General features: G+C 69.0%; 18 protein-coding genes and 1 pseudogene. 18 read left to right on the forward strand and 1 reads right to left on the reverse strand.

Going from position 1 to position 22,596, the window contains the following annotated elements:
- Nucleotides 1-101 precede the first annotated feature (101 nt).
- From ACFO5K_RS09740 to ileS, 16 genes are all read left to right on the forward strand, one after another.
- Nucleotides 102-1,697, forward strand: coding sequence for a UDP-N-acetylmuramoyl-L-alanyl-D-glutamate--2,6-diaminopimelate ligase (locus ACFO5K_RS09740; protein ID WP_378559289.1), 1,596 nt, complete (start codon nt 102-104; stop codon nt 1,695-1,697).
- A complete protein-coding gene (locus ACFO5K_RS09745) occupies nt 1,694-3,193 on the forward strand; it encodes a UDP-N-acetylmuramoyl-tripeptide--D-alanyl-D-alanine ligase (protein ID WP_378559292.1) in 1,500 nt (499 codons plus the stop codon). Before ACFO5K_RS09740 ends, ACFO5K_RS09745 begins: the two co-directional genes overlap by 4 nt.
- The gene (gene mraY, locus ACFO5K_RS09750; protein WP_378559295.1) at nt 3,190-4,266 is read left to right on the forward strand and encodes a phospho-N-acetylmuramoyl-pentapeptide-transferase; all 1,077 of its coding nucleotides are present in this window, start codon (nt 3,190-3,192) and stop codon (nt 4,264-4,266) included. The genes ACFO5K_RS09745 and mraY overlap by 4 nt, the downstream gene beginning before the upstream one ends.
- 50 nt (nt 4,267-4,316) lie before the next feature.
- Nucleotides 4,317-5,753 carry a UDP-N-acetylmuramoyl-L-alanine--D-glutamate ligase gene (gene murD, locus ACFO5K_RS09755; RefSeq protein WP_378559357.1) on the forward strand — a complete coding sequence of 479 codons (1,437 nt, stop codon included), beginning with the start codon at nt 4,317-4,319 and terminating at the stop codon, nt 5,751-5,753.
- A 153-nt stretch (nt 5,754-5,906) separates the two neighbouring features.
- Nucleotides 5,907-7,268: a putative lipid II flippase FtsW gene (gene ftsW / locus ACFO5K_RS09760; protein WP_378559360.1), complete on the forward strand. Its 1,362-nt coding sequence runs from the start codon at nt 5,907-5,909 to the stop codon at nt 7,266-7,268.
- On the forward strand, nt 7,265-8,401 hold the full coding sequence (murG, locus tag ACFO5K_RS09765) for an undecaprenyldiphospho-muramoylpentapeptide beta-N-acetylglucosaminyltransferase (RefSeq protein WP_378559298.1): 1,137 nt from the start codon (nt 7,265-7,267) through the stop codon (nt 8,399-8,401). The genes ftsW and murG overlap by 4 nt, the downstream gene beginning before the upstream one ends.
- Nucleotides 8,398-9,900, forward strand: a complete 1,503-nt coding sequence (gene murC / locus ACFO5K_RS09770; RefSeq protein WP_378559301.1) for a UDP-N-acetylmuramate--L-alanine ligase — start codon at nt 8,398-8,400, stop codon at nt 9,898-9,900. Before murG ends, murC begins: the two co-directional genes overlap by 4 nt.
- Before the next feature lie 8 nt (nt 9,901-9,908).
- A complete protein-coding gene (locus tag ACFO5K_RS09775; RefSeq protein ID WP_378559304.1) occupies nt 9,909-10,586 on the forward strand; it encodes a cell division protein FtsQ/DivIB in 678 nt (225 codons plus the stop codon).
- 170 nt (nt 10,587-10,756) lie between these two features.
- Complete coding sequence (gene ftsZ / locus ACFO5K_RS09780) at nt 10,757-12,013, forward strand: cell division protein FtsZ (RefSeq protein ID WP_378559307.1); 1,257 nt, start codon at nt 10,757-10,759, stop codon at nt 12,011-12,013.
- 126 nt (nt 12,014-12,139) lie between these two features.
- A complete protein-coding gene (pgeF, locus tag ACFO5K_RS09785) occupies nt 12,140-12,871 on the forward strand; it encodes a peptidoglycan editing factor PgeF (RefSeq protein WP_378559310.1) in 732 nt (243 codons plus the stop codon).
- A 31-nt stretch (nt 12,872-12,902) separates the two neighbouring features.
- Nucleotides 12,903-13,631 carry a YggS family pyridoxal phosphate-dependent enzyme gene (locus ACFO5K_RS09790; protein WP_378559313.1) on the forward strand — a complete coding sequence of 243 codons (729 nt, stop codon included), beginning with the start codon at nt 12,903-12,905 and terminating at the stop codon, nt 13,629-13,631.
- A 106-nt stretch (nt 13,632-13,737) separates the two neighbouring features.
- Nucleotides 13,738-14,493: a cell division protein SepF gene (locus tag ACFO5K_RS09795; protein WP_378559316.1), complete on the forward strand. Its 756-nt coding sequence runs from the start codon at nt 13,738-13,740 to the stop codon at nt 14,491-14,493.
- Nucleotides 14,494-14,582: 89 nt separating this feature from the next.
- Nucleotides 14,583-14,885 (forward strand): YggT family protein, encoded by a 303-nt coding sequence (locus ACFO5K_RS09800; protein WP_378559319.1) that lies wholly within the window; start codon nt 14,583-14,585, stop codon nt 14,883-14,885.
- A gap of 60 nt (nt 14,886-14,945) precedes the next feature.
- A complete protein-coding gene (gene wag31, locus ACFO5K_RS09805) occupies nt 14,946-15,806 on the forward strand; it encodes a DivIVA-like cell division protein Wag31 (protein ID WP_378559322.1) in 861 nt (286 codons plus the stop codon).
- Between the two features lie 86 nt (nt 15,807-15,892).
- The gene (locus ACFO5K_RS09810; RefSeq protein WP_378559325.1) at nt 15,893-16,093 is read left to right on the forward strand and encodes a hypothetical protein; all 201 of its coding nucleotides are present in this window, start codon (nt 15,893-15,895) and stop codon (nt 16,091-16,093) included.
- Between the two features lie 287 nt (nt 16,094-16,380).
- A complete protein-coding gene (ileS, locus tag ACFO5K_RS09815) occupies nt 16,381-19,515 on the forward strand; it encodes an isoleucine--tRNA ligase (RefSeq protein WP_378559328.1) in 3,135 nt (1,044 codons plus the stop codon).
- Between the two features lie 359 nt (nt 19,516-19,874).
- Here ileS and ACFO5K_RS09820 read toward each other — a convergent pair whose 3' ends face one another.
- Complete coding sequence (locus ACFO5K_RS09820) at nt 19,875-20,750, reverse strand: UTP--glucose-1-phosphate uridylyltransferase (RefSeq protein ID WP_378559331.1); 876 nt, start codon at nt 20,748-20,750, stop codon at nt 19,875-19,877.
- A 178-nt stretch (nt 20,751-20,928) separates the two neighbouring features.
- Between ACFO5K_RS09820 and ACFO5K_RS09825 the strand changes: the two genes are divergently transcribed.
- The gene (locus ACFO5K_RS09825) at nt 20,929-22,230 is read left to right on the forward strand and encodes a DNA polymerase IV (RefSeq protein ID WP_378559363.1); all 1,302 of its coding nucleotides are present in this window, start codon (nt 20,929-20,931) and stop codon (nt 22,228-22,230) included.
- 57 nt (nt 22,231-22,287) lie between these two features.
- Nucleotides 22,288-22,596: pseudogene (locus tag ACFO5K_RS09830) on the forward strand (hypothetical protein); the annotation flags it as partial.

The raw sequence follows: 22,596 nt of genomic DNA on the forward strand, positions 1-22,596 counted from the left end.
GCGCGCTTTGGCGCAACCCGCGTTGTCCGTCCGACACCGCGCGTCGGTAACCTGACTCGTCGTCTTGCCCACGCGCTCGATCACTCTCAGAGAGGAGCCCTGTGCCCGCGCAGTCCAGCCCGCACGCGCTCCGGCCCACCACGCCGCCGTCGACGCCGCTGCAGGCCCTGCTCGACCTCACCGGTGCCACGACGGTGACACCGGTATCGCCCGAGATGCCGGTCACCGGCATCGAGCAACGATCCAACGCCGTGCGCCCCGGTGACCTGTTCGCCGCACTGCCCGGCACGCACGCCCACGGCGCCCGGTTCGCCGCCGACGCGATCGAACGCGGCGCGGTGGCCGTGTTCACCGACGCCGCGGGTGCCGACGCGATCGGCCGGGTCGCGGTGCCCGTGCTGGTGCGCGAACAGCCGCGCGCCGTGCTGGGTGAACTCTCGGCCGAGATCTACGGCCATCCGAGCGACCGGCTGCGCATCGTCGGCATCACCGGCACCTCCGGCAAGACCACCACCTCGTACCTGGTGGAGGCCGGGCTCGCCGCGGCGGGCCTGTCGACCGGGCTGATCGGCACCATCGAGACCCGCATCGGCGGTCAGCGGGTGCCCAGCGCGCTCACCACCCCCGAGGCACCGCAGTTGCACGCGATGTTCGCCACGATGGTCGAGCAGGGCGTGCAGGCGGTCGTGATGGAGGTGTCGAGTCACGCGCTGGCACTGGGCCGCGTCGACGGTGTGCGGTTCGCGGTGGGCGCGTTCACCAACCTGTCGCAGGACCATCTCGACTTCCACGCCGATTTCGAAGACTATTTCGCCGCGAAACGCCGGTTGTTCGACGCGGACTCGCCGGTGGCCGCGCGTACCGCGGTGGTCTGCGTCGATGACGAATGGGGCACCCGCCTGGCCGGTGACCTGACCGCGCCGATCACCGTGTCCACTTCCGGTGCCGACGCCTCCTGGCAGGTCGAGGGTCCGGTGCGGGCCACCGGCGGCGAGCAGGCGTTCACCGCCGCGGGCCCCGACGGCGAGCTGGCCGTGCGCCTGCGGCTGCCCGGTCGTTACAACGTGGCCAACGCCCTGCTCGCGGTCGCCACCTGCGCCGCGGCCGGTGTCGAACCCGGCGTCGCCGCGCCCGCGCTGGCCACGGTCGACGTGCCGGGCCGGATGCAGCGGGTCGAACGCGGTCAGGACTTCCTGGCCGTCGTCGACTACGCGCACAAGCCCGCCGCGATCGAATCGGTGGTCACCACCCTGCGCGGGCACCTCACCGAAGCCGGGCACGGCAGGCTGGCCGTGGTGCTGGGCGCCGGTGGCGACCGCGACGCGGCCAAGCGCCCGCTGATGGGTGCCGCGGCGGCTCGTGGCGCCGACCTGGTGATCGTCACCGACGACAACCCCCGCACCGAGGATCCGGCGGCCATCAGGTCCGCCGTGGTGGCCGGTGCGCACGAACTCCCGGCCACCGATCGCGGCGAGATCCGCGAGATCGGTGACCGTGCGGCGGCCATTGCCGCCGCCCTCGCCTGGGCGCGTTCCGGCGACGTGGTGCTCATCGCGGGCAAGGGCCACGAGGCGGGTCAGGAGATCCAGGGCGTCAAGCATCCCTTCGACGACCGCGAGGTGGTCGCGGCGGCGCTGGATGCCCGGCAGGCACAACACAGTCCGCAGACGGACTCGGAGGACTTGACGGTTTCATGATCGAGATGACACTGCGGGAGATCGCGGAGGTCGTCGGCGGCGAGCTGCACGACGTGCCCGACCCCCAGGTACTGGTGACCGGTTCGGTCGAATTCGATTCGCGCCGAGTCGGCTCCGGTGATCTGTTCCTCGCGCTGCCGGGCGCGAACTCCGATGGACACGACTACGCGGCGACCGCGGTGGCCGCCGGGGCGGTCGCCGTGCTGGCGGCCCGCCCGGTCGGCGTGCCCGCGATCGTCGTCGCCCCCGACGCCGGTTCCGTGCCGGCGAGCTCGGTCGCGCTCAGCCACGACGGTGACGGTTCGGGTGCGGCGGTGCTGGCCGCGCTGGCCGACCTGGCGCGGGTGAGCACCCAGCGGCTCGCCGAGCGCACGGGTCTCACCGTCGTCGGCGTCACCGGGTCCTCCGGCAAGACCTCCACCAAGGACCTGCTGGCCGCCGTGCTGGCGCCGCTGGGTCCCGTCGTGGCGCCCCCGGGTTCGTTCAACAACGAGCTCGGGCACCCGTGGACGGCGTTGCGCGCCGGCGCCGACACCAAGTTCCTCGCGCTCGAACTCTCGGCGCGCGGTCGCGGCCACATCGCGGCGCTGGCCCGCATCGCGCCGCCGCGCATCGGCGTGGTGCTCAATGTCGGGACCGCGCACCTGGGCGAATTCGGCAGCCGCGAGGCCATCGCCGTCGCCAAGGGCGAACTGGTCGAGGCGCTGCCGGCCGACGGGCTGGCGGTGCTCAACGCCGACGACCCCAACGTGGCCGCCATGGCCACGCGCACCGAGGCGCGCGTGCTGACGGTCGGCCTGTCCGGTGACGCCGATATCCGCGCCACCGACGTCACCACCGACGAACAGGCGCGCGCCCGGTTCACCCTGCACGCGGGTGGCGAATCGGTGCCGGTGCGACTGGCCGTACACGGCGAACACCAGGTGGGCAACGCGCTCGCCGCCGCCGCTGTGGCGCTGGAATGTGGTGCCGACCTGGCCACCGTCGCCCAGGCGCTGTCGGGGGCCACCGCGGCCTCGGTGCGCCGGATGGACGTGCGCACCACCGCCGACGGGATCACCGTCATCAACGATTCCTACAACGCCAACCCCGATTCGGTGCGGGCCGCGCTCAAAGCGCTGGTCACCCTCGCCAAGGCGGGTACCGAACCCCGGCGCAGCTGGGCGGTGCTCGGTGAGATGGGCGAACTCGGCGACACCTCGGTGATCGAACACGACGCGATCGGCCGACTGGCCGTGCGCCTCGATGTCGACCGATTGATCGTGGTCGGCACCGGACGACCCTCCCGGGGCATGCACCAGGGAGCGGTAATGGAAGGCTCTTGGGGCGAGGAGTCGATCCTCGTACCCGATATCGACGCGGCCATCGCGCTGCTCGACGACGAAATCGCCGCCGGCGATGTGGTACTGGTCAAGGCATCGAAAGCGGTCGGTCTGTGGGCCGTCGCCGAGCACCTGACCAGGGCAGGGGAAGGTAGCACGGAGGCAGCTGGATGAGGCAGATTCTTTTCGCGGCAGGGATCGCACTGGCGGTGTCGATCCTGTTGACGCCGTTCCTGATCCGGGTGTTCGCCAAACAGGGCTTCGGCCAGGAGATCCGGGTCGACGGCCCGGCCAGTCATCAGGCCAAGCGCGGTACCCCCACCATGGGCGGGGTCGCGATCCTGATCGGCATGTGGGCCGGGTATCTCGGTTCGCACCTGATCGGTATCGGCTACGACGCGGAGGGACCGACGGCCTCGGGCCTACTCGTGCTCGGGCTCACCACCGCGCTCGGTGTCGTCGGATTCCTCGACGACTTCATCAAACTGCGCAAGCAGCGCAATCTCGGACTCTCGGCCGCGGGCAAGTACATCGGCCAGATCAGTGCCGCGGTGATCTTCGCGGTGCTGGTGCTGCAGTTCCGCGGTGAGCACGGGCTCACCCCTGGCAGCCAGCACATTTCCTATGTGCGGGACTGGTCAACGGTCTCGATGGGCGCGATCATCTTCGTGATCATGGTCTGTCTGCTCGTGGTGGCCTGGTCCAACGCGGTCAACCTCACCGACGGTCTGGACGGTCTGGCCGCCGGTTCGATGAGCCTGGTGCTCGGCGCCTACGTGATCATCACCTTCTGGCAGTACCGCAATGCCTGCGCCACCAGTCCCGGACCGGGCTGCTACAACGTGCGTGACCCGCTGGATCTGGCGCTGGTCTGCGCGGCCGCGGCCGCGGCGTGCATCGGCTTCCTGTGGTGGAACGCCGCGCCGGCCAAGATCTTCATGGGCGACACCGGCTCGCTGGCCCTGGGCGGCATGCTGGCCGGTCTGTCCATCACCACCCGCACCGAACTGCTGATGGTCGTCATCGGCGCGCTGTTCGTGGCCGAGGCGGCCTCGGTGGTGCTGCAGGTGGCGGTCTACCGCACCACCCGCAACCGGTTGTTCAAGATGGCACCGTTCCATCACCACTTCGAACTGAGCAAATGGGCCGAGACGACGGTGATCATCCGGTTCTGGATATTGGCGGGTATCGCCGCCGCCGTGGGTCTCGGGTTGTTCTACAGCGAATATCTGTCACAGGTCGGGTGAGTACACACATGGTCGAACACTCGCCCCGCGCCCTGCGCTCGCCGGGCCCCATGCTCGAATTCCTCCGTGGTCGGCACGTTCTCGTCGCCGGCTGGGGTGTCTCCGGACGCTCGCTGATCGAACCGCTGCGCGATATCGGCGCCCACCCCGTGATCACCGACAACGGCGCCAAGGCACTGGCCGAGGCCGCCGAACTGGGCCTCGAGGTCGCCACCGCCGTGGAACTCGAGAACGCCGATCTGAGCCGGTTCGCGCTGGTGATCACCAGTCCGGGCTGGCGCCCGGATTCGCCGGTGCTGGTGTCGGCGGTCACCGAGGGCGTCCCGGTCTGGGGTGACGTCGAATTCGCCTGGTGGGTCGACCAGGCCCGCATCTACGGTCCGGTCCGCAAGTGGCTGGTGGTCACCGGCACCAACGGTAAGACCACCACCACCCAGATGACGCACTCCATCCTGCGCGCCGCCGGCATCTCCAGTGTGGCCTGCGGCAACATCGGTCTGCCGATCCTGGACGCGCTGCGCCGCAATCCGGGCCCGCAGGTGCTCGCGGTGGAGCTGTCGTCGTTCCAGCTGCACTGGGCGCCCTCGGTGCGGCCCGAGGCGGGTGTGGTGCTCAATGTCGCCGAGGACCACCTGGACTGGCACGGCGGCCTCGACGCCTATGCCGCCGCCAAGGCACGCGCGCTCACCGGCCGGGTCGGCGTGGTGGGACTCGACGACCCGGTCGCCGGGTCGCTGGCCCGCAAGGCCAAGGCGCGGCGCACGGTCGGATTCCGGGTGGGGGTGCCCGCCGACGGTGAACTGGGCGTGGTCGACGGCAAGCTGCTCGATCGCGCGTTCACCAAGGCCGCGATCCTGGCCGAGACCTCCGACATCAGCCCGCAGGGCCCGGCCGGTATCGCCGACGCCCTCGCCGCCGCCGCCCTGACCAGGGCCATCGATGTGGCACCGCAGTTCGTGAAGGAGGGCCTGGCCGAACACAAGGTGGGCCCGCACCGCACCGCGTTCGTGCGGGAACTGGGCGGCGTCGAGTTCGTCGACGACTCCAAGGCCACCAACCCGCATGCCGCGCGCGCGTCGATCATGGCGCACCCGCAGGTGGTGTGGGTGGCGGGTGGTCTGCTCAAGGGCGCCAGCATCGATGACCTCGTCGAAGAGATCGGCGACCGGCTGGTGGGCGCGGTGCTCTTCGGTGCCGACGCGCCGGTGATCGCCGCCGCATTGGCGCGACACGCGCCCGAAGTCCCGGTCATCGCGCTGGATGCGGGAGACGATGCAGACATGGAGTCGTCGAGATCCCAGCGTGCCGAGGCGGTCATGGGCCGCGCGGTGCGCGCCGCGGCGGGTCTGGCCCGCGCCGGAGACACCGTCCTGCTCGCGCCGGCGGCCGCCTCCCTGGACATGTACGACGACTACACCCATCGCGGACGCTGCTTCGTGGACGCGGTGACGGCACTGGAAGACGGTGACATCGGGCGGGCACTGTGACGAACGCGCGCCCGGACGAACCGTTATGGCCCACCAGGGGGCAGCGTGGGTAGCCGGGGCAGTGTGGCCGACCGCCGGGCCGGTACGAGCGCGCGCCCGCGCCGCAAGCGGCCGGGGCCGCCGAACTGGGCGGGGGAACGGTTCGGCGCGTGGCTGGCCCGGCCGCTCGCATCGTTTCACCTGATCGTCACCATCGCGACCCTGCTCACGGTGCTGGGCCTGGTGATGGTGCTGTCCGCGTCGAGCGTGGAGGCCTACGCCGGCGGTGGCTCGGCGTACTCGCTGTTCATCCAGCAGGCCATGTTCGCCGCGCTCGGTGCCCTCGGGTTCTACATCGCCCTGCGGTTGCCGTTGCGGTTGTTGCGGCAGTGGTCGTTCCCGGTTTTCAGTCTCTCGGTGCTCGCGCTCGTGCTGGTGCTCATTCCCGGTATCGGCGCGGTGCACGGTGGTGCGCGGCGCTGGTTCGACATCGGCCCGGTGTCGATCCAGCCGTCCGAAGTGGTCAAGGTGACCCTGATCGTGTGGGGTGCGCACCTGCTGGCTTCGCGCCGCGGCGCCCAGCTCAAGGACATCCTGGTGCCGCTGGTCCCCGCCGGGCTGCTGGTGTGCCTGCTGGTGGTGCTCGAACCCAATCTGTCGACCACGATCGCGCTCGGCATCGTGCTGATGGCGCTGCTGTGGTTCGGCGGATTGCCGGTGCGGTTGTTCGTCGGGATCACGGTGACCGGTCTCGTGGCCGCGGCGATACTCGCCCTGTCGGCCGGGTACCGATCCGACCGCGTGCGTGCCTTCTTCAACCCCGGTGACGATCCCCTCGGCGCCAATTACCAGGCGTTGCAGGCCAAGTATTCGCTCGCCGACGGCGGGATCCTGGGGCGCGGGCTCGGGCAGAGCCGGGCGAAGTGGAGTTATCTGCCCAACTCGCACAACGACTTCATCTTCGCCATCATCGGTGAGGAACTCGGCTTCTTCGGCTGTATGGCGGTGCTGGCGCTGCTGGCGCTGTTCGTCTACACCGGCATCCGGATCGCCCTGCGCTCGGTGGACCCGTTCCTGCGCCTGCTCACCGCCACCGCCACCACCTGGATCACCGCCCAGGCGCTGATCAACATCGGCTACGTCGTCGGCCTGCTGCCGGTGACCGGGTTGCAGCTGCCGCTGGTCTCGGCCGGTGGTTCCTCGCTGGCGATCACGCTGTTCATGTTCGGCATCATCGCCAGCGCCGCCCGGCACGAACCCGAGGCGGTGGCGGCGCTCAAAGCCGGTCAGGACGGCAGGCTCAGCCGGTTGCTGCGGCTGCCGGTGCCCGAGGTGTACACCCCGCCGAGCGCCCCGCGCAAGGCCGCGCCGCGCGCCAAGAGCGAACGCCCACGTCAGGCCCCCCGCCGCCAGCCGCCGGCCGAGCGTAGACGACGCGCGCCGGAGAGCCGCGGCACCAGTTCGCTACGGTCGACCCGAGCATGGGAACCGACCTATCCGATGCCACACGCGAAAGAACGAGGTAGATCCAGGTGAGTTACCCGCGATCCGGGTTGTCGGTGATCGTCGCAGGCGGGGGTACCGCAGGCCACATCGAACCCGCGCTGGCGGTGGCCGACGCGTTGCGCAGACTCGATGATTCGATCCGGGTGACCGCTCTGGGTACCGAGCGTGGACTCGAGACGAAGCTGGTGCCCGACCGTGGGTACCAGCTCGAGCTGATCCCTCCGGTGCCGTTGCCCCGCAAACCTTCCACCGACCTGCTGCGCCTGCCCGGTCGCGTGCGTTCCTCGGTGCGTGCCACCAGAGCGGTGATCGACGAGGTGCACGCCGATGTGATCATCGGTTTCGGCGGTTATGTCGCGCTGCCCGCCTATCTGGCCGCACGTGGCGGCTTGTTCGGTCGCCGGCGCGCCGTGCCGGTGATCGTGCACGAGGCCAATGCCAAGGCAGGCATCGCGAACAAGGTCGGCGCGCGCCTGGCCGCGAAGGTGCTTGCCGCGGTGCCCGATTCGGGGCTGGCCGGGGCCGAGGTGGTCGGCATCCCGGTGCGCGCCTCGATCACCGAACTCGACCGTCCCGCTTTGCGAGCCCAGGCCCGAGAGCACTTCGGGCTGCCCGCCGAGGGGCCCGTGCTGCTGGTCTTCGGCGGTTCCCAGGGCGCGCGCAGCCTCAACGAGGCCGTCGCCGGCGCCGCGGCCCAGCTCGGCGCCGCCGGGATCTCGGTGCTGCACGCGCACGGCCCCAAGAACACCCTGGACCTCGACACCGCGACGCTGGACCGCGAAGCCGGCGCGCCCGCCGCGGAATATGTTGCGGTGCCGTATCTGTCGCGGATGGATCTGGCCTATGCCGCCGCCGACGCGGTGGTCTGCCGCTCGGGCGCGATGACCGTCGCCGAGGTGTCGGCCGTCGGACTGCCCGCGTTCTATGTACCGCTGCCACACGGCAACGGTGAACAGGAATTCAACGCCCGCCCGGTGGTTGCCCAAGGTGGTGGCAGAATTGTTCCCGACGCCGAGCTGACTCCGAAATACGTGATCGATGAGGTGATTCCGCTGCTGCTCGACCCTGCTCGACTCGCCGAGATGAGCCGCGCCGCCGCAGGCGCGGGCCATCGCGACGCTGCCGACACGGTGGCCCGGATCGTCACCGAGGTCGCCCGATGAGCGAGCAGCGGCCCGCGGCCGACACGGCGTTGCCCGCCGACCTCGCCCGCGTGCACATGGTCGGGATCGGCGGTGCGGGCATGTCCGGCATCGCGCGGATCCTGCTGGCGCGCGGCGGTGCGGTGTCCGGGTCGGACGCGCGCGAGAGCCGCGGAGTGCTGTCGCTGCGGGCGCGCGGTGCGCAGGTGCGGATCGGCCACGACGCCGACGCCCTGGATCTGCTGCCCGGTGGTCCCACAGTTGTGGTCACCACCTACGCCGCCATCCCGAAGACCAATCCCGAACTGGTCGAGGCGAATCGGCGCGACATCCCGGTGCTGATGCGCCCGACCGTGCTGGCCGCCCTGATGCGCGGGCACAAGACGCTGCTGGTCTCGGGCACCCACGGCAAGACCTCCACCACCTCGATGCTGATCGTGACGTTGCAGCACTGCGGCGCCGACCCCTCCTTCGCGGTCGGTGGCGAACTCAACGAGGCGGGCACCAACGCCCACCACGGCAGCGGTGACATCTTCGTCGCCGAGGCCGACGAGTCCGACGGCTCGCTGCTGCAGTACGACCCCGACGTCGCCGTGGTCACCAACATCGAATCCGATCACCTCGACTTCTTCGGCACCGACGAGGCCTACATACAGGTCTTCGACGATTTCGCCGACCGCCTGGCCCCCGGCGGCCTGCTGGTGGTGTGCCTCGACGACCCGGGCTCGCTGGCACTGGCCCACCGGGTCGCCCCGCGCCTGCGCGAACGCGGCGTCGAGGTCCTCGGCTACGGCTCCGGTGACCTGCCCGACGTCCCCGTGCCGGTCGGCGCGCGCCTGCTGGACTGGCAACCGCGCGACATCGGCGGCATCGTGGAATTCCAGCTCGACGGTGAAGCCACCCCGCGCACGCTGCGGTTGTCGGTGCCGGGTAGACACATGGCGCTCAACGCGCTGGCCGCGCTGCTGGCCGCGCGGGCCGGTGGCGCCGAAGTGGACGAGATCCTGCAGGGACTGGAAGGTTTCGGTGGCGTGCACCGCCGGTTCCAGTTCACCGGCCGTGAGAACGGCGTGCGGGTGTTCGACGACTACGCCCACCACCCCACTGAGGTGCGCGCCGTGCTCGAGGCCGCCGCCCAGCTCGTCGCCCAGGAAGCCCGCGACGGTGCGCGCACCCGCCGCGGTCAGGTGATCGTGGTGTTCCAGCCCCATCTCTACAGCCGCACGGCCACCTTCGCCGCCGAGTTCGGCACCGCGCTGAGCCTGGCCGACGAAGTGGTGGTGCTCGATGTCTACGGCGCCCGCGAGGACCCGCTGCCCGGTGTCAACGGGGCGCTGGTGGCCCAGTCGGTGACCAAACCGGTGCACTATCAACCGGACATGTCGAAGGTGGGCAGGCAGGTCGCGGCACTGGCCCAGCCCGGTGACGTGGTGATCACCATGGGTGCCGGCGATGTCACGATGCTCGGCAGCCAGATCCTCGACGGACTACGGGCCCGCCCGCAGCAGGGCGGCCGGTGAGGTTGCCGATGCCCGCCGCGCGCGGGTGGCGCGGCTACCGCCTCTGGACGGTGGTGGCCGTGGTCGTGGTGGCCGTGCTGGTGGTGCTGGCCTGGTTCACCCCGGTGCTGTCGGTGCGGACCGTGCGCGTGGAGGGTCTCGTGGCCGTGCCGGAACAGCGGGTACGCACCCTGCTCGAAATCCCGGAGGGCCGTTCGATGTTGCGTATCGACACCACCGAGATCGCCCAGCGGGTCGCCGCGATCCCGAAGGTGCGTTCGGTGCGGGTGCAGCGCAATTTCCCGTCGACGGTGCTGGTCACCGTCGAGGAACGCACACCGGTCGTCTATCTCGAGGCACCCGACGGTGCCCACCTGATCGATGCCGACAGTGTCGAATTCGCCATCGAGGCCGAGCCGCCCATCGGGGTGCCGAAGCTGGTCACGCAGGGGTCGTTCACCGGTCCTGACGCGATCGGTGCGGCGGTGGACGTGCTGGTGACCCTGCCGCCCGCGCTGTCGGTGCAGGTGGGCGAGGTTGTCGCACGGTCGGTTTCGGATGTCTCGCTCCACCTTCGCGACGGTAGGCAGGTAGTGTGGGGCGGCACGGGTGACGGCGAGCGCAAAGCGGCCGTCGTTTTGCCGCTGCTCACCAGAGAGGGCACCGTGTTCGACGTTTCGAGCCCGAATCTGGCCACGGTAAAGTGAGCGCCACTCAGCGACACTATTTGTGGCACAAGATTCTGGCTCTCGCCTCGGCGCGCCTGCGCCGGGATCGCGGTAGCTGCGAATAGCGTTCCGCAGCAGTCGGATACTTGACATAACGCCAACCCTATGGTTGAGGTTGAGGGTTTAAGATCGAAGGAAGGCGAGAGCCCATGACGCCCCCGCACAACTACCTTGCAGTGATCAAGGTCGTCGGTATCGGCGGCGGCGGCGTGAACGCCGTCAACCGGATGATCGAACAGGGACTCAAAGGAGTCGAGTTCATCGCGGTCAATACCGACGCGCAGGCTTTGCTGATGAGCGATGCCGACGTCAAGCTCGACGTCGGCCGTGAGCTCACCCGCGGCCTGGGTGCCGGAGCCGATCCGGAAGTCGGTCGCAAAGCGGCCGAAGACCACAAGGACGAGATCGAAGAGGTGCTCAAGGGCGCCGACATGGTCTTCGTCACCGCAGGCGAGGGTGGTGGCACCGGTACCGGTGGCGCCCCCGTCGTCGCCAGCATCGCCCGCAAGCTGGGCGCGCTGACTATAGGCGTCGTCACCCGGCCGTTCTCTTTCGAGGGCAAGCGGCGTGGGAACCAGGCCGAAGTGGGCATCAACCTGCTTCGCGAGTCGTGCGACACCCTCATCGTCATTCCGAACGACCGGCTGCTGCAGCTGGGCGACGCGGCGGTGAGTCTGATGGATGCCTTCCGGTCGGCAGACGAAGTGCTGCTCAACGGTGTTCAGGGTATTACCGACCTGATCACCACTCCCGGCTTGATCAATGTCGACTTCGCCGACGTCAAGAGCGTCATGTCGGGGGCCGGTTCGGCCCTGATGGGCATCGGCTCGGCGCGCGGTGAGGGCAGATCCGTGAAAGCGGCCGAGACGGCGATCAACTCACCGCTGCTCGAGGCATCGATGGACGGTGCGCACGGCGTGCTGCTCTCGATCGCGGGCGGCTCGGATCTGGGTCTGTTCGAGATCAACGAGGCGGCCTCGTTGGTGCAGGAAGCCGCCCACATCGAGGCGAACATCATCTTCGGTACGGTCATCGACGACTCGCTGGGCGACGAGGTGCGTGTCACAGTCATCGCCGCGGGTTTCGACGGTGGCGGACCGTCCCGGCGGATCGAGAACGCCGCCCCGGCGAGCCGGACCGGCTCGAACCCGATCAGTTCGGGCCGGGCGGGCGAGATCAGCCAGGGCAGACCGTCGGAGGCGCCCGCCCGGCCCACCGAACCCGCCACCGCGGGCATGTCCAGCGGTCGGGCGGCGGCGCCGAACTATCGCGACACCGAGCGGTACCGGGAGTCGGAGCGTCAGCGGGTCACCGAGGCGGCGATGAACCGCGTCAACAATCCCGAACCGCGCGAAGACGGTGACGATGACGACGACATCGACATCCCCGTCTTCATGCGTCGATAACATCCCCGGACCACAGCGCCCGAACTCGGCCGAGTTCGGGCGCTGTCATGTGCGCCGGGGACGGGCTTGACCGACGTCACTGCGCGCGTGTGCCGATCGGGCGCGCCACCGCACTACCCTCGAACCATGACTTCCGCACCCCCCACCGTGCACGTCCGCCGGGTGACCACCACCCGCGCCGGTGGCTTCTCCGTGGCCCCGTACGACTCGTTCAATCTGGGCGACCACGTCGGTGACGACCCGGAAGCCGTACGCCGCAACCGCAACCGCCTCGCCGAAGGCATCGGCCTCACCCCGGACCGGCTGGTCTGGATGGAGCAGGTGCACGGGCGCAACATCGAGATCGTCGACGGGCCGCGCGCCGAGCCGGTCCCGGTGACCGATGCCCTGGTCACCACGGTGCCCGGGTTGGCGCTGGTGGTCCTGTCCGCCGATTGCGTGCCGATCCTGCTCTCCGACGACGAAGCCGGAGTGGTCGCCGCCGTGCACGCGGGCCGCATCGGCGCCCGGATCGGCATCGTGCCCCGAGTGCTGGCGGCGATGGTCTCGGTCGGCGCGCGCGTCGAACGGATCGGTGCCTTCCTCGGTCCGGCCGCCTCGGGGCGCCAGTACGAGGTGCCCGCCGCCATGCGCGCCGACGTCGAGGCCCATCTGCCCGGCAGCGCCACCACCACGGTGCACAAGACCCCCGGCCTGGACCTGCGGGCCGGTATCAGCAGGCAGCTCGCCGAGGCCGGTGTCGGCGGCATCGCCCTCGACCCGCGATGCACCATCGAGGACAAGACCCTGTTCAGTCACCGCCGCGGCGCACCCACCGGCCGCATCGCCGGTGTGATCTGGATGGAGCAGCCGGCGTGAGCGTCCGCGCAGCCGGTGCGGAGGTGCGCCGATGACCTCGGTCGACACCAACCGCGCCGCTGAGCTCTCGACCCGCCTGGACGGCCTGCTCGCCCGCGTCGACGCCGCGGTGGCCGCCGCGGGCCGCCCCGCGGGTTCGGTGCGGCTGCTCCCGGTGACGAAGTTCTTCCCCGCCACCGACGTGGAGATCCTGTATCGCCTCGGCCGGCGGGAATTCGGCGAATCCCGCGAGCAGGAAGCTTCGGCGAAGGTGGCCGAACTGACCCACGAAGACGTCGAGTGGCACATGATCGGCCGCTTGCAACGCAACAAGGCCCGCGCGGTGGCGCGGTGGGCGCACACCGTGCACTCGGTCGACAGCGAACGTCTGGCAACCGCTCTGGACCGAGCTGCGCAGGACGCACTGGCAGCCGGCGAGCGTACCGCGCCGCTGCGGGTCCTGCTGCAGGTCAGTCTGGATACCGATCCCGGACGCGGGGGTGTCGCGCCGGCCGATCTGCCCGCCCTCGCCGAGGTGGTGGCGAAGGCTCCGGGGCTGCATCTGGCCGGTCTGATGGCGATTCCTCCCCTTGACGCCGACACTCATGTGTCGTTTGCGAACCTTGCGACTTTGCACACTTCGCTGATGGCTCGACACGCCGATGCCACCGAACTTTCTGCAGGTATGTCGGGTGATTTGGAGATTGCGGTCGAACACGGTTCGACGTGTGTGCGTGTCGGAACTGCCCTGATGGGCGCGCGCCCGATAACCTCGGCGTAGCAAAGAAACCTCACCAGTCACATTCGACACATACGATTGGCCGACGAGGCGCTGAGCAAGAACTTCAACACCCGGCCGCCACCGGGGCCGAAGGAAGGTCGTCAAGATGAGCACGTTGCACAAGTTCAAGGCGTACTTCGGCATGGTTCCGCTCGATGAGTACGAAGACGACTACGTCGACGATCACGCCTCTCGCGCGGCTGACGAGCGCGCAGGCCGGATCCGTCCGCGCGGCTACGATCGCTACGCCGAGGACCGCTACGGCGCCGAGCGTTTCGCCGACGAGGCCGACGACTTCCCGCAGCCGGCGTACAAATCGGCCTACCAGGCACGTCGTGACGACTACGTCGACGACACCTACGCCGACGACCGCTACGAGGCGCCCCGGCGGCCCACCAGGATCGAGTCCGCCCCGTCGTCTGGGCGTTCGTTTCGGGCGGGCGGTGTCGCACCCGGTATGCGTGGCTCCACTCGTGGTGCGCTCGCGGTCGATCCCGACGCCGAGGAGCGCAGGCTCGAGGAGCGTTTACGCCCCGAGCCGGTGCCCGCGCGGCGGCCCGGGATCTTCGAGGACGGAGGTCCCTTGTCCAAGATCACCACGCTGCGTCCGCGCGACTACAGCGAGGCCAGGATCATCGGTGAGCGTTTCCGGGAGGGAAACCCGGTCATCATGGACCTGGTCGACCTGAGCAACGCCGATGCCAAGCGGCTGGTCGATTTCGCGGCCGGGCTGGCGTTCGCGCTGCGCGGTTCGTTCGACAAGGTGGCCACGAAAGTGTTCCTGCTCTCACCGGCCGATGTCGATGTGTCGGCCGAGGAGCGGCGCCGGATCGCGGAAAACGGCTTCTACAACCAGAAATAGTGCTCCGGCAAGCAACACAGTGATGGCCGCCCGCGCATAGCGCGGCGCGGCCATTTTGCACGCCGCCGATTTTCGGGCAGAGTGAAGCCGTGGCCCTGTTCGCGGTTCTGTACCTCGTGCTTTTCATCTTCTGGCTGTTGTTGATCAGTCGGGTGATCGTCGAGTTCATACGCAGTTTCGCGCGTGACTGGCGCCCGACCGGGGTGGTGGTGATCATCTTGGAGGCCATCTTCACGGTGACCGACCCGCCGGTGAAACTGCTGAGGCGGTTGATACCTCCTGTGAATCTCGGGGGAATTCGACTGGATCTGTCGATAATGGTGCTGCTCTTCCTCGTCTTCATCCTGATGTCGATCGTGGGTAGGCTCGGGCAGCCCGTGACCTCCGTGTGACACAATGAATCGAGTAGACCGCTTGCTAGTTCTCCAAAAGACGCGTGAAGGGATCCTTCGATGCCGCTGACTCCTGCCGATGTGCACAACGTCGCGTTCAGCAAACCGCCGATCGGTAAGCGCGGCTACAACGAGGACGAGGTCGATGCCTTTCTGGATCTCGTCGAACAGGAGCTTTCGCGCCTGATCGAGGAGAACGCCGACCTGCGTCAGCGGGTCGCCGAACTCGACACCGAGCTGGCCGAGGCCAAGAAGAACCGCGGGTCCGCCCCGGTCACGGCAGCCAAGGCGCCGGTGCAGCAGGCGCCGCCACCCGCACCAGAACCTATCGCGCCGCCGGTTCCGGCGGCGCCCCCCGCTCCCATGCCGGTCGCCGCCCCCACCCGCGACAACGCGGGCCCGGACGCGAACATGCAGGCCGCGAAGGTGCTCACCCTGGCGCAGGAGATGGCCGACCGGCTCACCACCGACGCCAAGACCGAGGCCGAGAGCCTGCTGTCGAACGCGCGGGCAAACTCCGAGCGACTGGTCGGCGATGCCCGCACCCGCTCGGAGGCGATGATCGCCGACGCGCGCCAGAAGTCCGACGCGATGCTGGCCGACGCGCAGAACCGCTCCGACACCCAGATCCGGCAGGCCAAGGACAAGGCCGAGGCGCTCACCGCCGACGCCGAGCGTCAGCACGCCGAGATCATGGCCACCATCACCCAGCAGCGTTCGGTACTCGAGAGCCGCATCGAGCAGCTCAAGACCTTCGAGCGCGAGTACCGGGTGCGGCTGAAGTCCTACCTGGAGTCCCAGCTCGAGGAGCTGGAGAACCGTGGTTCGGCCGTGCCGGTAGACGGCGGCGAGTTCGCCGGCGAGACCAACGGTGCCAGCAATAGTCTGGCTCCCGCTTCCTTCGCCAAGGGCTCGAAGTAAACTGGTACCCGGGTCGCGCGGCGCCGCGCGTCGCGTGATTCGGGAACGCCCAGTTCGTCGGGCTGCTCGGTTGCTTGGGAGTCAGCATGCTCGTCTTGACGCTCGTTCTTGCTGCGATCGGATTCGGACTGCTCGTCGCAGCCCTGGCCACCGGTTCGGTGCTGTGGGCGTGGGGCTGCATCCTGATCTGTGTCATCGGCGCCGCGACTCTGCTGGTGAGCGCCCTGGCCGGACGAGATCCCGAGAACGACCCCGTCCCGCCGGCCAGGCACGTCCGCCGGGACTGAACCGCCTGGAATATCGGTTGGACGAACCGGGCTAGAATCGAAGCACACACGACAATGATCCGGCCATCACCGGGGAGTCTTCGGAAGAACAGCGCACCAGTGGCGCCCAGTAGAACCGAACGGGCGAGCCCGTCACAGCTCACACAACGAGAGGCACGCGTGCGTCCCCGGCGAGGGGCAGCGCGGGCAAACGGGGTGGTACCGCGGTACGGCGCACCGGCGCCGCCATCGTCCCCGTGCCCAGGATTCGCGCCAGCGGCGCGGCGGCACGAGGAGTAGATCCCGCGATGGCGGACGAGACAACCACCGGTGGCGCATACCCCCGGGTCGATTTCGGTGCGAGTTCGGGTGCGACGTTCCCCGAACTGGAAACCCAGGTCCTCGACTACTGGGCGAGTGACGACACCTTCCGCGCCAGCATCGACAATCGTGAGGGCGCGGGTGAATTCGTCTTCTACGACGGTCCCCCCTTCGCCAACGGGCTGCCACACTACGGTCACCTGCTCACCGGCTATGTCAAGGACCTGATCCCGCGTTTCCAGACCATGCGCGGCAAGAAGGTGGACCGCCGATTCGGCTGGGACACCCATGGCCTGCCCGCCGAGATCGAGGCCGAGAAGCAGCTCGGCATCACCGACAAGTCGCAGATCGACGAGATGGGGCTGGCCGAGTTCAACGCCGCCTGTAAGTCCTCGGTGCTGCGCTACACCGACGAGTGGCGCGAGTACGTCACCCGCCAGGCCCGCTGGGTCGACTTCGACAACGACTACAAGACCCTCGACATCGACTTCATGGAGTCGGTGATGTGGGCGTTCAAGTCGCTCTACGACAAGGGCCTGATCTACCAGGGCTTCCGGGTGCTGCCCTACAGCTGGTACGAGCAGACGCCGCTGTCGAACCAGGAGACCCGCCTCGACGACGCCTACAAGATGCGCCAGGACCCGGCGGTCACCGTCGACATGGTGCTCGGCGTCCCGACCGAGCACCCCCTCGCCGCGCTGGACGGCGCGAACGCATTGATCTGGACCACCACGCCGTGGACCCTGCCTTCCAACCTCGCGATCGCCGTGCACCCCGACGTGCGCTACGTGCACGTACGCGGTGCCGATGGCAAGCGCTATTTACTCGCGGCCGAGCGGCTGTCGCACTACAGCCGCGAACTGGGCGCCGAACCGGAGATCCTCGGCGAGTACGACGGGGCGGCGCTGGCCGACCTGTCCTACACCCCGCCGTTCGAATTCTTCGTCGGCCATCCCAACGCGCACCGCGTGCTCACCGCCGACTACGTGACCACCGATTCCGGCACCGGCATCGTGCACCTCGCACCGGCTTTCGGTGAGGAGGACATGGATGTGGCCGCGGCCAACGGCATCGAGATCGTGCAGCCGCTGGACCCGGCGGGCAAGTTCACCTCGATGGTGCCCCCGTACGAGGGCCTGATGGTCTTCGACGCCAACCCGGTGATCATCAAGGACCTCAAGAGCGCCGGGAAACTCCTGCGGCACGAGACCATCGAGCACTCCTACCCGCACAGCTGGCGCTCGGGTCAGCCGCTGATCTACATGGCCGTGCCGTCGTGGTTCGTCGCGGTGACCAAGTTCCGCGACCGCATGGTGGAGCTGAACCAGCGGATCAGCTGGGTGCCCGAGCACATCCGTGACGGGCAGTTCGGCAAGTGGCTCGAAGGCGCGCGCGACTGGAACATCAGCCGTAACCGCTACTGGGGCAGCCCGATCCCGGTGTGGATCTCCGACGACCCGGCACACCCGCGGGTGGACGTCTACGGTTCGCTCGACGAGCTCGAGCGCGATTTCGGGGTGCGCCCCCAGGATCTGCACCGGCCCTACATCGACGAGCTGACCCGGCCCAATCCCGATGACCCCACCGGGAATTCGACCATGCGCCGGGTGCCCGAGGTGCTCGATTGCTGGTTCGAATCGGGCTCGATGCCCTATGCCCAGGTGCACTACCCGTTCGAGAACAAAGAATGGTTCGACAGCCATTTCCCCGGCGACTTCATCGTCGAATACAACGGGCAGACCCGCGGCTGGTTCTACACCCTGCACGTGCTCTCGACCGCGCTGTTCGACTCGCCGTCGTTCAAAACTGTTGCCGCGCACGGCATCGTGCTCGGTGACGACGGCCTGAAGATGTCGAAGTCCAAGGGCAACTACCCCGACGTCAACGAGGTCTTCGACCGCGACGGCTCCGACGCCATGCGCTGGTTCCTGATGAGCTCGCCGATCCTGCGCGGCGGCAACCTCATCGTCACCGAGCGCGGCATCCGCGAAGGCGTGAGCCACGCGATGCGCCCACTGTGGAACGCGTGGACGTTCTTGCAGCTCTACGCCTCCAAGCCCGGGGTGTGGCGCACGGACTCGCCGCATGTGCTCGATCGCTACATCCTGGCCAAGCTGGCGGTGACTCGTGACGTGGTCACCGAGGCGCTCGAGACCTACGACATCGCCGGTGCCGCCGACGAGTTGCGCTCCTTCGCCGACGCGCTCACCAATTGGTATGTGCGCCGGTCGCGTTCGCGGTTCTGGACCGAGGACCGCGACGCGGTCGACACCCTGCACACGGTGCTCGAGGTGGCCACCCGCCTGGCCGCGCCGTTGCTGCCGCTGATCAGCGAGGTGATCTGGCGCGGGCTCACCGGCGAGCGCTCGGTGCACCTGACCGACTGGCCGGCCGAGTCCGAACTGCCCCACGATGCCGAACTCGTCGCCGCGATGGACGAGGTGCGGATGGTGTGCTCCACGGTGCTGAGCCTGCGCAAGGCCAAGAACCTGCGGGTGCGCCTGCCGCTGGCCGAGGTGACCATCGCCGCGGCCGACGCCGCGCGGCTGGCGCCGTTCACCGAGCTCATCGCCGACGAGGTGAACGTCAAGAAGGTCGACCTGACCACCGACGTCGCCGTGCACGGGCGCTTCGAGCTGGCCGTCAACGCGCGCGCCGCCGGCCCGCGCTTGGGCAAGCAGGTCCAGACCGTGATCAAGGCCGTCAAGGCAGGGGAGTGGTCCGAATCGGCCGACGGTGTGGTCACCGCCGCCGGGATCACCCTGCTGCCCGAGGAGTACACCCAGCGCCTGGTCGCCGCCGAACCCGACTCCACCGCCGCCCTGCCGGGCAACGCCGGTCTGGTGGTGCTCGATTCGGTGGTCACCGAGGAGCTCGAGGCCGAGGGCTGGGCTCGCGACCTGATCCGCGACCTGCAGGAGACCCGCAAGTCGCAGGGCCTCGAGGTCTCCGACCGGATCAGTGTTGTCCTGGACGTACCCGCCGACCGGGCCGAGTGGGCGCGGACGCACCGCGACCTGATCGCCGGGGAAATCCTGGCCACCACCCTGACATTCGGTCCGGTGGACGCCGAGGCCGCCGAGATCACCGGCGGGGTGAGGGTGTCGGTCACCAAGGCGTAGTACGCACGGACAGGGGCGGGGCCGAAACGGGCCCCGCCCGGTCCGGCGTTCGGCGGTTCCTCGGTGCGCGTACGCGCGGAACCCATTGCGGTCCAGGCGGGTTCGCGCATGCCCGAAGGTGGCCGACACGCGGCGTGCTGAAAATTTGCTGATGTGTGTGACACGGGCGGATTCGTCGGGCACAATCTGTCGCGTTACTGCTCATGCGCATGGAACACGCTGAGATGACAGTGACTGCTCCGATGATCGTCCTGTGGAAACGGTGCCGTGCCGGGAGAGATCTGTCCTCGGTACGGCACCGAATCACACGGCGTTCACACTGTGCCGCCCGATAGCCGAGCAGCGGCGCCCGTGGTGTTTCAGTCGACGAGCTGGCGCAGCAGTGGCCCGTACTCGGGATGGGCCAGCGCCGACGCGAACTGGGCAACCAGGTAGTCGGCCGGATTGCCGGTGTCGTACCAGCGCCCCTGGATCACCTGCCCGTACACCGCGTGGTTGGCGGCGTAATTGTTGATCGCGTCGGTGAGATACACCTCGCCGGACTGGTGGGTGTACCACTTGTCGGTTTGTACCTGCAGTTCGTCGATGATGCCCGGCGTCACCACGTACCCGCCGATCGCCGCGTACGCCGACGGCGCGTCCTCGGGTTTGGGCTTCTCCATCAGCCCCGAGATACGCAGCAGGCCGTCGTCGAGATCCTCACGGACCACCGGGACGCCGTAGCGCTGCGACTCGCCCGGCTCCATCGGCAGCAACGCCAGCACCGGGCAACCGGTGGCTTCGTAGGCGGTGATCAGCTGCTGGGCGCGCGGGGTCTCGGCGACGAACACGTCGTCGGGCCACAACACCAGCATCGGTTCGTCACCCATGCTGCGGGCCGCGTTGAGCACCGGGGTGCCGTTGCCGTACGGGCCGTGCTGGTCGAGGTAGGTGATGTGGCCCTCGCGCGAGAGCTCACCGACCTCCTCCACCGCGTCGGCGAAGGCGTCCTTGCCGTCGGACCGCAACTGGGCGACCAGCCCCGGGTTGGGCCGGAAGTGATCCTGGATCAGCGACTTGCCGCCGCTCACCACGATGGTGATGTCGGTGATCCCGGAGGCGACCAGCTCCCGCACCGTGTGCTCGATCACGGGCTTGTCGCCGACCGGTAGCATCTCCTTGGGCGTCGCCTTGGTCAGTGGGAGCAGCCGGGAGCCCATTCCCGCCGCCGGAATGACAGCCTTACGGATCTTCATCCCTCGATCATCACATACCCGGGGACCTCCCTGCTGTGCCATGGCTGGTACCGAGTGTCGAAGAGTTGTCGGAGCGCGCGCGTAGATTGCCCTCGTGAGCACCGACGCCCCGACCGCGCCGGCCCAGGCCAGGCCCGACGCGGACAGCACCGCCCGCCGCTGGGTGCTCCACATCGATATGGACGCGTTCTTCGCCTCGGCCGAGCAGCTCACCCGCCCCACCCTGCGCGGGCGCCCCGTCCTGGTCGGCGGGGCAGGCCAGCGCGGAGTCGTGGCGGGCGCCAGCTACGAGGCGCGAGTGTTCGGTGCGCGCTCGGCCATGCCCATGCACCAAGCCCGCCGCCTCGTCGGCGCCGCGGCGGTGGTGGTGCCGCCGCGCGGCGCGGTGTACTCGGTGCTCAGCGCGCAGGTGTTCGACGCGTTGCGCAGCCGAGTCCCCGTGCTCGAGACGCTGTCGTTCGACGAGGCCTTCGCCGAACCCGCCGAACTGGCCGGTGCGAGCGTCACCCGGGTACAGCAGTACTGCACGATGCTGCGCGCCCTGGTGCGCGAACGAACCGGGCTCACCGCTTCCATCGGGGCGGGCACCGGTAAACAACTCGCCAAGATCGGCTCCGGGCTGGCCAAACCCGATGGGCTGCGGGTGATCTCACCCGCTGAACAGGTCGAACTGCTGGCCGGGCTGCCGGTGCGCAAACTCTGGGGGATCGGCCCGGTGGCCGAATCCCGGTTGCGCAGCCTCGGCATCGAAACGGTCGGCGCGTTCGCCGCGCTCCCGGAATCCGAAGCCGCCACGCTGCTGGGCGGCAGCTTGGGCACCGCACTGCACCGGCTCGCCCGCGGCATCGACGACCGCCCCGTCACCGAACGCGCCGAAGCCAAACAGATCAGCGCCGAGAACACCTACGAACGCGACATCGTCACCCTGACCGAGCTGCGCACCGCGATCACCGCGATGGCCGCGGCCGCACACCGCAGGCTCGACCGCGACGGCCGCGCCGCCCGCACCGTGGTACTCAAACTCAAGAAATCCGATATGAGCATCGTGACCAGGTCGTTCACCCTGCCCTACGCCACCGCCGACCCGGCCACCCTCGCCGCGGCCGCGCAACGCTCCGCGATCGACCCGGCCCAGCTGGGGCCTATCCGGCTCGTCGGCGTCGGGTACGGCGGGCTGTCGATGGTGCGCCAGGAATCGCTGTTCCCCGAACTCGATCAGGCCGTGCCCGAAGACCTGGGAACCGAACCCGACCACGACCCCGAACCGGTGATCCGGCAACCGGAACAGCCCGGCGGACAATGGTTCCCCGGTATGGACGTGGCACACCCCGACTTCGGGCACGGCTGGGTCCAAGGCGCCGGGTACGGGGTGGTGACCGTGCGTTTCGAGACCAGCTCGACAGGTCCGGGCCCAGCGCGTACCTTTCCTGCCGATGACCCGGGACTGACGCGGGCCGACCCGCTCACCAGTCTCTCCTGAGGGACGGCCTCGGCTCCCCGCAGGAATCCACCTACCTCGAACGCAAAGGACGAGCAGTTGAAGCTTCGTAGGACCGGACGTGCCGCGATCGCCGGCCTGGCAGTGGTCGCCGCACTGGGAATGAGCGCGTGCAGCGACGACAAGGGCGACGCACCCGCCGCCAAAACCACCACCACCGCCATGGCCGCCACCACCTCGGCCGCCGCGGAACTGCCCCCCGTACCGACCGTCGAGCAACTCAACGAGCAGTTGAACACCGCGCTGGATCCGTCGATCCCGAACGAGGAGAAGCTGGACTTCGTGCAGGGTGGTGAGGCTGATCCGGAGTTGCCGAACCGTTTGGCGCAGGCGGCTCAGGATGCGAAT

The organism is Nocardia halotolerans (assembly GCF_042650145.1).
Classification (GTDB): Bacteria; Actinomycetota; Actinomycetes; order Mycobacteriales; family Mycobacteriaceae; genus Nocardia; species Nocardia halotolerans.